Annotated in this window: 8 protein-coding genes; 1 reads left to right on the top strand and 7 read right to left on the bottom strand. The window is 60.7% G+C overall.

The features are described 5' to 3' along the window. Window positions 1-69: 69 nt before the first annotated feature. The 7 genes from ACRESD_RS06585 to ACRESD_RS06555 all read right to left on the bottom strand — a co-directional run bounded on the left by ACRESD_RS06585 (window position 70) and on the right by ACRESD_RS06555 (window position 8,843). Window positions 70-1,392, bottom strand: coding sequence for an ABC transporter ATP-binding protein (locus ACRESD_RS06585; protein ID WP_431750190.1), 1,323 nt, complete (start codon window positions 1,390-1,392; stop codon window positions 70-72). A gap of 14 nt (window positions 1,393-1,406) precedes the next feature. Then, entirely contained in the window at window positions 1,407-3,152 is a 1,746-nt protein-coding gene (locus ACRESD_RS06580; protein ID WP_431750189.1) for an ABC transporter permease, read from the bottom strand. Window positions 3,153-3,369: 217 nt separating this feature from the next. Next, entirely contained in the window at window positions 3,370-4,098 is a 729-nt protein-coding gene (locus ACRESD_RS06575; protein WP_431750188.1) for an alanyl-tRNA editing protein, read from the bottom strand. A 2-nt stretch (window positions 4,099-4,100) separates the two neighbouring features. Next, window positions 4,101-5,093 carry a serine O-acetyltransferase gene (locus ACRESD_RS06570; RefSeq protein WP_431750187.1) on the bottom strand — a complete coding sequence of 331 codons (993 nt, stop codon included), beginning with the start codon at window positions 5,091-5,093 and terminating at the stop codon, window positions 4,101-4,103. A gap of 37 nt (window positions 5,094-5,130) precedes the next feature. Continuing rightward, entirely contained in the window at window positions 5,131-6,045 is a 915-nt protein-coding gene (locus ACRESD_RS06565; RefSeq protein WP_431750186.1) for a PLP-dependent cysteine synthase family protein, read from the bottom strand. 15 nt (window positions 6,046-6,060) lie between these two features. Then, complete coding sequence (gene moeB, locus ACRESD_RS06560) at window positions 6,061-7,923, bottom strand: molybdopterin-synthase adenylyltransferase MoeB (protein ID WP_431750185.1); 1,863 nt, start codon at window positions 7,921-7,923, stop codon at window positions 6,061-6,063. Between the two features lie 26 nt (window positions 7,924-7,949). Then, window positions 7,950-8,843, bottom strand: coding sequence for a DMT family transporter (locus ACRESD_RS06555; protein WP_431750191.1), 894 nt, complete (start codon window positions 8,841-8,843; stop codon window positions 7,950-7,952). 160 nt (window positions 8,844-9,003) lie between these two features. On the opposite strand from ACRESD_RS06555, the gene ACRESD_RS06550 reads away from it, so the two are divergent. Further along, window positions 9,004-10,428 (top strand): PLP-dependent aminotransferase family protein, encoded by a 1,425-nt coding sequence (locus ACRESD_RS06550; protein WP_431750184.1) that lies wholly within the window; start codon window positions 9,004-9,006, stop codon window positions 10,426-10,428. Window positions 10,429-10,499: the final 71 nt, after the last annotated feature.

Here is a 10,499-nt window from a genome sequence, read left to right as displayed (position 1 = left end):
TGTATTGGCTGACACACTGCAATCGGGGGCAAGCCCCCTCCCACATTGGAACTGTGTTGGGTTTGAAAGCTACATGCTGCCTTCGACGTCCTCCAGGCTGAACGTCTCGGTGTGGTCGTCATAGGAGAAGATCTCCGCATAGCGCCCCCACGCCACCACGCTTTCCAGGGTTTTTTCCACGAAGGCTTCAGTCATCGAGTCTTCCAGTTCTTGCTCGAAACGCACCCGGGGTGCGCGGTGCCCGCTGCGCTCCAGCAACACCTGGTGAATGCGTGCTGCCAGGGGGACGTGCTGGATCAAGTGCTCGGCGAACAGGGTCTTGCGTTCCTGGGTGCCGTAATCGGCGAACAGCTTGCCGGCGTCGGTGAGGGTGATGTCGGCGCCCTTGAGTTCGGCAAAGCCCAGGTGCTCCAGCATCTCCGCCACCGGGAACAGGTCGTCGACTTCCAGCAGGCGCCGTTCGGCGACGGTGGGCAGGCCGGCGTGGCCGTTGTAGGGTTCGGCGGCCAGGGTTTCGATCAGGCCGGCCATGAGGTTGGTGGACACTTCCGGCAGCAGGCTGCTCATCTTCAGTTCGGGCTTGCCGGCACTGGCATCGGCGCTGCGGCGGTCGGTCATCAGGGCATAGATGTCGTCGACCATTTGCCGGAAGGTCGGGTCCAGCCGGTTACGCGGGTGCGGGAACGGCACCTTGATCTCGGCGACCACGCGCCCGGGGTTGGACGACAGCACCAGGATGCGGTCGCACATCAGCACCGCTTCTTCGATGTTATGGGTCACGATCAGGATCGATTTGATCGGCAGTTGCTTGCCGCTCCACAAATCCAGCAGGTCGGTACGCAAGGTTTCGGCGGTGAGCACGTCCAGGGCCGAGAACGGTTCGTCCATCAGCAGCAAGGTGGGGTTGACCACCAGGCCACGGGCAAAGCCCACGCGCTGGCGCATACCGCCGGATAACTCACGGGGGTAGGCGTTTTCGAAGCCGTCGAGGCCGATCAGGTCGATGGCGGCCAAGGCACGCTTGCGGGCTTCCTTGCGTTCGACTTGCAGGGCTTGCAGGCCGGCCTCTACGTTTTCCAGTACGGTCAGCCAGGGAAACAGCGCAAAAGTCTGGAATACCATGGCCACGCCTTCGGCTGGGCCGGTCAACGGTTTGCCATGGTATTTCACCTCGCCCGACGACGGTTGGATCAGGCCGGCGATAATGCGCAGCAGCGTTGATTTGCCGGAGCCGGAGCGGCCAAGCATGCCGACGATCTCGCCTTCGTGCAGGCTCAGGTCGACGCCGCTGAGCACTTGCAGTTCTTCTTTGCCTTTGCCGAAGACCCGGTTCACGTTTTTCAGCGAGTAGATTTCCGGGGTATCGGCGGTGTGTTCGGTATAGGTATTCATCACTGCGAATCCCATTAATTCAGACGAAGTTTGTTTTCGGCGATGGCGTACATCGGCCGCCAGACCGCACGGTTGAACGCCACCACGAAGATCGACATCACCACCACACCCAGGGCGATCTTGGGGAAGTCACCGGCGGCTGTGGTTTGTGCGATATAGGCGCCCAGCCCGTGGGCGACCACGTTGTCCTGGCCCCAGGACACGTACTCGGACACGATGCTGGCGTTCCAGGCGCCGCCCGAGGCGGTAATCGCTCCGGTGACGTAATACGGGAAGATCCCCGGCAGCATCACCTTGCGCCACCACAGCCAGCCGCGAATGCGGAAGTTGGCGGCGGCCTCCTTGAAGTCGTTGGGGAAGGCGCTGGCCCCGGCAATCACGTTGAACAGGATGTACCACTGAGTGCCCAGCACGATCAGCGGGCTCAGCCAGATGTCCGGGTTGAGGTTGAAATGCAGGATCACGATGACGAACACGGGGAACAGCAGGTTCGCCGGAAACGCCGCAAGGAACTGCGCCAAGGGCTGGATTTTTTCCGCCAGGCTTGGGCGCAAGCCGATCATCACGCCCAAGGGCACCCAGATCAGCGAGGCAATCAGGATCAACCCGGCCACCCGCAGCAAGGTAATCAGGCCCAGAACCACCACGTGGCCGACCTCGGCGAAGGTCACTTCGGTACCAACGTATTGCACGATGTGGTACAGCGCATAGGCGGCCATCAGCGCAATCAAGGTACCCCAGGCCCAGTCGATGAGCTTCGACGCAGCGGGCGTTTCTGTCGGGAGTGCCTTGAACGCGCCGCCCGCCAGGCTGAAGCGTTTGTTGCCCAGACGGCTGACGGTACGGGTGATCGGGCGCAGGATGCGTTGGACAACACGGGTGCGCTGGATCAGGTTCAGCACCCAGGACTGCGGCGCGGCGCCCTGGGAGGCGGTGGTTTCCATGCGGAACTTGTCGGCCCAGGCCACCAGCGGGCGGAACAGGAACTGGTCGTAGATCAGGATCACCGCGATCATCGCCAAGATCACATAACCCACGGCGTGCAGGTCTTTCTGGGCGATGGCCAGGGCCAAGTATGAACCCACACCCGGCAGGGTGATGGTCTTGTCACCGACAGTGATGGCTTCGGACGCGACCACGAAAAACCAACCGCCGGACATGCTCATCATCATGTTCCACACCAGCCCAGGCATGGCGAATGGCACGTCCAGCTTCCAGAATTTCTGCCAGCCGGAAAGGCGCAGGTTGGTGGACACTTCCACCAGGTCATGGGGCAGCATGCGCAGCGACTGGTAGAAGCTGAACGTCATGTTCCAGGCCTGGCTGGTGAAGATCGCGAAGATGGCGGCGAATTCGGCGCCCAGCACGCGCCCGGGAAACAGCAGCAGAAAGAAGGTCACGGTAAACGAGATGTAACCGAGTACCGGCACCGATTGCAGAATGTCGAGCACGGGCACCAACAGTTTTTCGGCGCGCCGACTTTTGGCGGCCAGGGTGCCGTACAGCAGGGTGAACACCAACGCCGCCACCATCGCCGCGAGCATGCGCAGGGTGGTGCGCATCGCGTATTCCGGCAGGTTGGCCGGGTCGAGGGAAATGACTTCACTTTGCAGGGTGGCGATGGGGGCCCAGGTTTCCCGGGCGGTGATGGAGAAAAACAGCAGAAAACCGATCACCAGTGGCAGGGCGACCAAATCCCAGCGGTTGGGCAGCAGGCGCAGGGTGGACGCCGGGATGTAGTGACGGAACACTTTGTTCATAGGCAGTCGTTCCTGCAGCGTTCAGGTTCAGAAGGGCGTGGTGGGTTTGAGCTTAGCTTCTCTGCAAGCACCCACAGAGAAAGGCTGGGGGCGCTTTCTCCATGAGTCAGGACGGCGTATCTGAGGGAGAGACGCCGCTGGGGGGAATTGTACGTTTCTGAATGTTACAAGCGCATAAATTTGCTGTCAGTTTCCTGTACGAACTGCCACTTGGGCGCTACGCAAACCTCAGGATCACCCGACGGTTGTGCTTGCTCTTCTTCTCGATCTTTTCGCAAAACACCTTGCCGATTTCCTCTGTATTGATCACATGGGTGCCGCCGCAGGGCTGGATGTCGATTCCGGCAATTTCGATAACCCGCACCGAACCCTGGATCACCGGGGGCGCCACCGCCTGAGTGCGGGTGATCTGCAGCAAGGTCGCGTACTCCGTGGCGGGCATCGACAGGGTTTTCACCTCATGGGCGGCCTCTATCAGAGCGTTGAGGTCACGGGTGAGGGTGTCTTTGTCGAGGGTCATCTCCGGCAGGTCGAAATCCAGGCGGCCTTTGTCGGCGCTGATACTGCAGCCGGTCACGGGGGCATCGATGAGCGAGCACAGCAGGTGCAAACAGGTGTGCATCTTCATGTGCTGGTAGCGTCGCTCCCAATCGAGGCTGGCGTCTATCTGCGTGCCGGCAGTCAATTGCTCGGGGCAATGTTCCACCTGGTGCCAGATGATCGAGCGCAGTGCCGGGTCGCGCACGGTGCCCACTACGTCGACCCGGGTGCCATCGGCCAGGGTGAAATGCCCGGTGTCACCCGGCTGCCCGCCGCCCGTGGGGTAGAACAGCGTGTGCTCCAGAGCAATGCCTTGTTCGCTGACGGCAATCACCCGGGCGCTGAAGGCGTTCTGATAGGGCGCGCTGTCGAACAGCGCCAGGGTTTCCATGGTGTGCACGGACATGTTCAACCTCCGACGATCAATGGGCTGGCTTGCAACAGGTGACGCACCATTGCACTTAAACCAGGGGGCGAGAGCAGGGTGATTTCAAATTCTGGCCCGCAGACTTTCAGGTTCAGCGGCAGGCGCGGCAGTTGTTCGCCAATGTCGAGGCGACGCAGGCGAAATTGCAGGTGGTGGCGCTCTTTCACCGTGGGTTCCAGCATCAACCCTTGCAACGGATGAAAGTCGGCATCCAGCACCGTGACCTTGTGGCTGGCGTTGACCTCGCCGACCACATGCAAGCGTTCATCCAGGGCAAAGGCACTGAGGTAATGGCTGTGGTCCGTTTCTACATTTTTTTGCAGTTGGACCTGATTGACCACCTTGACCTTGGTGCCTGCGGGCACGTCCTGGGTGATCACGCAGGACGGGCTGATAAACACGTTATCGCCGATCAAGATATAGCCCAGCACCCGGGCACCCGAGCCGACCTCGACATTGTTGCCCAGGCGCGGGTGGCGCTTGCCGTCTGGGTTGTTGGCGATACCCCGGGCACCGAGGGTGACGCCGCAGAGGATGTAGCAGTCGTTGCCGATCTCGCAGGTTTCGCCGATCACCGTGCCGTAGCCGTGGTCCAGCACGAAGCGCCGACCGATGCGCGCCGCCGGGTGGATCTCGGCGCCGGAGAGGATCTTGCCCTGGTTGCTGAGCTTGAGGGCCATGCGCGAAAACTCACCGTTGGGTGAGTCGGGGAAGTGCCACACCAAGTGCGCGAGCCGGTAGAACAGCACCGCCTTGAACGAGGCATAGGACTCGAGGATCAACTCACCGCGCCCACGGGACGCCGGGTCGCGATAGGAATAGGCGATCAAGTCTTCGGCAACCGCCTGGGCGGCATTCTGGATCAAGGGGGCCAGGTGCGGTTCCAACAGCTTCATCTGTGCGGGCGTCAGGGTCTTGATGAGGTGGGTGAGTAACTCATCGTGCAACTGTTGCATGTCGATAAAGCCCCCCATGGAGGCACCCCCGCATTCTGGATGGTTGAGTAACCGGTTATTCGAAACTGGGCAGGTAGCTGTCAGCATTGTCGTAGACCATGGTCAACACCACCGTTTCGGGTGGTAGTTCGGGGGCGAGTTGGGCGATGGCAACCAAGTTGGCGGCCGACGACAGACCCAGGCTGATGGCATCGGTGCGCATGATGCGCTTCATCATCTCGATGCACGCCGGGTGCGACACCTTGAGCATGCCGTCCAGGACCTCCAGGTTGAGAATGCTCGGGACCAGGCCGATCGACAGGCCCTGGATGTGATGCGGAGCGTGTTGGTCCTTGAGCAGGTCGCATTCCTCCGGTTCCACGCCCATCACACGGATCGCCGGCCATGCGGCCTTGAGGGTTTCGCCGATCCCGGTGATGTGGCCGCCGGTGCCAATGCCACTGACGAAGTAATCCACCCGCCGCTCACCGAATGCGCGGAGGATTTCCGGCGCGGTGGTGTCACGGTGGGTTTGCGGATTGGCGCCGTTGCGCTGTTGGTTGAGCATCACGTAGTTGGGGTTTTCCAACTGCAACTCCATGCATTTTTCGCCGTGGGAGTTGTTGCCTAGGCGGCTGTCCGACAGCACCACCTTGGCGCCGTACAGGCGCAGCAATTTCTGCTTCTCGGGGCTGTAGTTGTCGGGGATCACCAGCACGACTTTGTAGCCCAGTACATTGCCGGCCATCACCAGGCCGATGCCGGTGTTGCCGCCGCTGGGCTCGATGATGGTTTGCCCCGAGTCGCGCATCAGCACGCCCCGGCGTTCGGCGTCGAGGATCATGCCCAGGGCGATGCGCGCCTTGTGGCTTCCGCCCGGGTTAAGGGATTCGAGCTTGGCGTAGACCTCGATGCCGAGGTCTTCGGAAAACTGCGCCAGACGCACGATGGGCGTCTGGCCGATGGCGTCGAGAATGGAGTTATGCAACATCAGTCAGCCCCCGGCTCAGTACAACGGCATGTCGGGTTCGACATCGCGCACCCAGTGCTTCATGCCGCCCTGCAGGACCTTGGTGTTGGCAAACCCCGCCGCCAGCAAGGTGCTGGCCGCTTGCTCGGCACGGGTGCCGGCGTAGCAGATCAGGTAGTGGGTGTTGTCGCGGCTGAGGCTGTCGAGTTGCCCATCCAGCTCGGCCAGGGGGATGTGCACCACGCCCGGCAATTTGCACACTTCCAGTTCGCTGGCATCGCGCACATCCAGCAGCACGTCGGCGCTGCGGTGGTGTTCCAGTACCTGCTTGAGTACTTGGGGTTTTATATAGCGCTCTTCGGCCAGGGACGGTTGGCTCGGCACGGCATCGGCACAGGCGGTGGGCGCGACGGTTTCGCTGTGGCGCAGGTCCGAACAGCAGGGGCAGTCGGCGCGGCGCTTGAAGCGGATTTCGCTGAACTTCATCGCCAGGGCATCGAAGCGCATCAAGCGGCCGGACAAGGGTTCGCCGATGCCGATCAACAGCTTGATCGCCTCGGTGGCCTGGATCATCCCGACAACCCCCGGCAAGACGCCGATCACGCCGCCAGCGCTGCAGTTGGGCGCCAGTTCCGCAGGCGGGGCAGAGGGAAACAGGCAGCGGTAGCACGGCCCGCCTTTATAGTTGAGCACGCTGATTTGCCCGTCGAAACGATAGATAGCGCCGTACACCAAGGGTTTGTCCAACTGCACGCAGGCGTCGTTGACGAGGTAGCGCGTGTCGAAATTGTCGGTGCCGTCGATCACCAGGTCATAGGCGCCTACCAGCTCCAGGGCATTGTCGGCGTTCAGGGCAGTGTCGTGGGCGTTGATCTGGATATGGCGATTGAGGTCCTGCAGGCGTTGCTTGGCGGACTCGACCTTGGGCATGCCCAGCGTGCTGTTGCCGTGGACTATCTGGCGTTGCAGGTTGCTGCTTTCCACCACATCAAAATCCACCAGCCCCAGGGTGCCGATGCCGGCAGCCGCCAGGTACAGGCTGATGGGTGAGCCCAGGCCACCGGTGCCGATGATCAGTACCTTGGCGTTTTTCAGCTTTAACTGACCCTCGCGGCCAACGCCGGGCAGGGTGATGTGGCGTACATAACGCTGCACTTCTTCGTTGCTCAGGGCATCCATGTCCATGCCGCCGGAAGTGGCCAGCAGCACTTCGATCCTGGCCTTTTCCGGCAAGGGCTCATCGGCGCCGATCAGTTCTTCTTCGGCGGTGAACAGGAAGTGCTCTTTGAGTTGGTTGTTGTTTTCGTGAAACAGATGGGCGCGCAGTTGTGGGTGGCGGTTGCAGATACTTTCAATGACTTCGCGCAATGTCGATCCGGTGCCCTCAAGGGTCGATTCCGGCAGCTTGGCCACGCGGACCAGAATGTCGGGTAAGGAGACAGCGTTCATGGACAACTCCGTGTGCAGGTCGTTGAAAGGGTTAAGGGCGAAGTGCTTGCCATCCCAGGCAAACAGTTTTGACCCCAGGGCCAGGCCTTGGCGAACATCCACCACAAGGTAGCTGACGGGGTAGATCGGCTCGCCCAGGAACAGTGCCTTGTCCTGGTCCTCGTCACTGAAATAGGCGCCGACATCCGGGTGGGAGTGGTAGATCACCACCACCGGGTTATCGCTGCGAAACGCCTTGTTCATCAGCAGGGTGTCGGCGACGGAAAAGGTGTAGCCGTTGGCCGCGCTGCGCGGGTACATCTGCGGGTCCTTGCGGTGCAGCTCGTTCTGGATGTTGCTGCCCAGGTACACACTGCCGTCGGCGAAGACGAAGCCACAGCATTCCTCGGGGTAGCTGTGGCTGGCGTGGGCGTAGATCTGTTCCAGGGTTTTTGGGCGGAGGACGTCCATGTTTCTCTCGCGTGGTGGTGAGTGGGTCAAGGTTTCTTGGCCAAGAGTTTTTCAATTGGCAACTTGGTGATTGCAAAGCCGGCCAGCAGGATGGCCGAGTACAGCATCAGGTCCCGTGAAATCGCCACGCCCTCGTACCACGCGCCGATGATCACCGCGAACACCGGAAAGATGATGAACACGAACGACAGGATGATCGGGCTCAAACGCTTGAGCAGCATGAAGTACACGATGAACCCGCCTACCGAGGCGACCAGCCCCAGGTAGAACAACGCGCCCCAGGAACGTGCGCTGATGTGATCGAAGGTGGGCGTTTCAAACCACAGGCCAGCCACGAACAGCATCAGCCCGGCGATGCCAATGGGCAGGGTGTTGTAGGTGATCACGCTGATGGCGCTGCCTTTTTGCTTGGTGATGACATAGCACAACGCATGCATGATCGCGGCGCTCAGGATCGCCAGCACGCCCAGGAATTCGGCGTGGTCCAGGTGCAGGCCCTGGCTCTTGATGATCATGTACAGGCTGCCGAAGCCGATGCCGATGCCGACCACCTGGGAGAAATAGATGCGCTCACGCAGGAACAGCGCAGAGAAAATCAGGATAAACACCGGCATGCAGCTGAACAGTAGGGCGGTGAGGCCGGACGAGACATGCATCTCGCCGTAGTTGAGCAGGTAATAAGGAACGCTGAAGTAGGAAAGCGTCACAAACACGAAGAACCAGCGGCTTTCCCGGGGAAACAGGATCGGCTCGCGGCGCACCAGGGCAAAACACAGGAATAACGGGAAGGCGATCAGGAAGCGCAGGCCGGCAGACGTCAGCGGCGGCACGCTCTCCACGGCGATCTTAATGCCCAGCCAAGTGGTGCCCCAACTCAGGCACACGATCAGGAACATGATGCTGGTCACCAGGCCAGCCAGCCACTGTTTCTGATTTTTGATTTTTGCAGTGTTTTCGAGAACGGCGGACATTGGCATCGTTTATTGCTTCCCTGAGCCGGAATTGAACTCTATATTGAACTTGTTATGAGTGATTCAATCCGGTGATTGAACCCGCAAAAGCACACTATTAGGGCGAATGATGACTGTCAAAACAAATATTGACATGGTGTCAATTATGCGTGAGGGGTTGTCCAGCGGTCAGGGCGTGAAGTACAAGCGCCTGTCCGATGTCATGGAAAGAGGCATCCTTGAAGGCTTGATTGAGCCCGGGAGAAAACTGCCGCCCCATCGGGTCCTTTCCGACAATTTGGGGGTAACCATCGGCACCATCAGTCGGGCCTACGGTGAGCTGGAGCGTTTGGGGTTGGTAGTGGCGCGGGTGGGTGACGGCACTTTCGTGCGCAAGCGTGGGATGGAGCGCCAGCGAGATGAAGGCTTTCGCAACTTCAGCGAGGAGCCGCGCCAGTACTTCGACATGAGCCGAAATATGCATATCCCTGGGCAGGAGACGGTGTTTCTCGCCCAAAGCTTCCAAACCCTGTCGACCAACGCCAAGTTCCTCCAGGACATCAGCGCCTACACGCCGGACGCCGGTCTGCCACGCTATCGCGAGGCCGGTGCGCAATGGCTTGTGCAGCGCGATTTCCACCCGATTCCCGAGCAGGTCATCTGCGTCAATGGCGGCCAGCACGGCTTGCTCTGCGCGATGATGGCGCTGTTGCGGGCCGGTGATACGGTGGTCACGGAGCAACTGACCTATCCCGGGCTGATCACTGCTGCGCGTATGCTGGGGGTGCGGTTGATCGGCCTGGAAATGGATGAAGAAGGCGTGCTGCCGGGTGCGCTGGATGAAATCTGTCGAAACCACCGGGTTTCGGCGTTGTACTGCACACCCACCATCCAGAACCCGACCACGGCAGTGTTGTCGGTGGCGCGCCGGGAGGCGTTGGTCAAGGTTTGTCGTGAACACAATCTGTTGATTCTTGAGGACGAAGCTCACGGCGTATTAGTAGAGGACCGGCCACCGCCCCTCAGTGCTTTCGCCCCTGAACGTACGATTTTGATCAGCAGCCTGAGCAAGGCCGTGTCTGCCGGGCTGCGTGTGGGCTACGTGCATGCACCGCCAGCCTTGGTCAGCCGGATCTCGGCGGCGTTGCGGTCGACCTGCTGGATGGCCACGCCGGTGACGTTGGAGCTGGCGACCCAGTGGATCGAAAATGGCACGGCGGAATATCTGCTGCGCCAGCAAATCCATGAGATCAGCCGCCGCAAGGCGCTGGTACAAGGCTTGTTGGCCGGCCTGCAATACCGCACCCATCTCAACAGCCCGCACTTCTGGATCGAAGTACCGGAGCCATGGCGCGCCTCGGAGATTGAAGCGGAGCTCAAGCAGAACAATTACCTCATCGCCACCGCGGAGGCATTTGCCGTGGGGCAAACGGCAGTGCCGCAGTTCATTCGGGCAAGCATCTGCAATACATCGGGGGATGATCAGTTGTTGCGGGCGGGGTTTGATGCGTTGGCCACGGCTTTGGGGCAGGGTGGGGGGCGGTTTCAGTTGTAGGCAGGTTTACCGCGTTGTCGTTCATCGCAGGCAAGCCAGCTCCCACATTCGACCGCATTCCAAAGTTGGAA

Origin of the sequence: Pseudomonas sp., from assembly GCF_050739995.1 — a bacterium.
GTDB lineage: Bacteria > Pseudomonadota > Gammaproteobacteria > Pseudomonadales > Pseudomonadaceae > Aquipseudomonas.
This window is presented reverse-complemented; position numbering and strand designations above follow the sequence as displayed.

Coding starts and splice junctions, on each gene's coding strand:
- ACRESD_RS06585 (WP_431750190.1), bottom strand. CDS start 1,392: ATGAATACCTATACCGAACACACCGCCGATACCCCGGAAATCTACTCG.
- ACRESD_RS06580 (WP_431750189.1), bottom strand. CDS start 3,152: ATGAACAAAGTGTTCCGTCACTACATCCCGGCGTCCACCCTGCGCCTG.
- ACRESD_RS06575 (WP_431750188.1), bottom strand. CDS start 4,098: ATGTCCGTGCACACCATGGAAACCCTGGCGCTGTTCGACAGCGCGCCC.
- ACRESD_RS06570 (WP_431750187.1), bottom strand. CDS start 5,093: ATGGGGGGCTTTATCGACATGCAACAGTTGCACGATGAGTTACTCACC.
- ACRESD_RS06565 (WP_431750186.1), bottom strand. CDS start 6,045: ATGTTGCATAACTCCATTCTCGACGCCATCGGCCAGACGCCCATCGTG.
- moeB (WP_431750185.1), bottom strand. CDS start 7,923: ATGGACGTCCTCCGCCCAAAAACCCTGGAACAGATCTACGCCCACGCC.
- ACRESD_RS06550 (WP_431750184.1), top strand. CDS start 9,004: ATGACTGTCAAAACAAATATTGACATGGTGTCAATTATGCGTGAGGGG.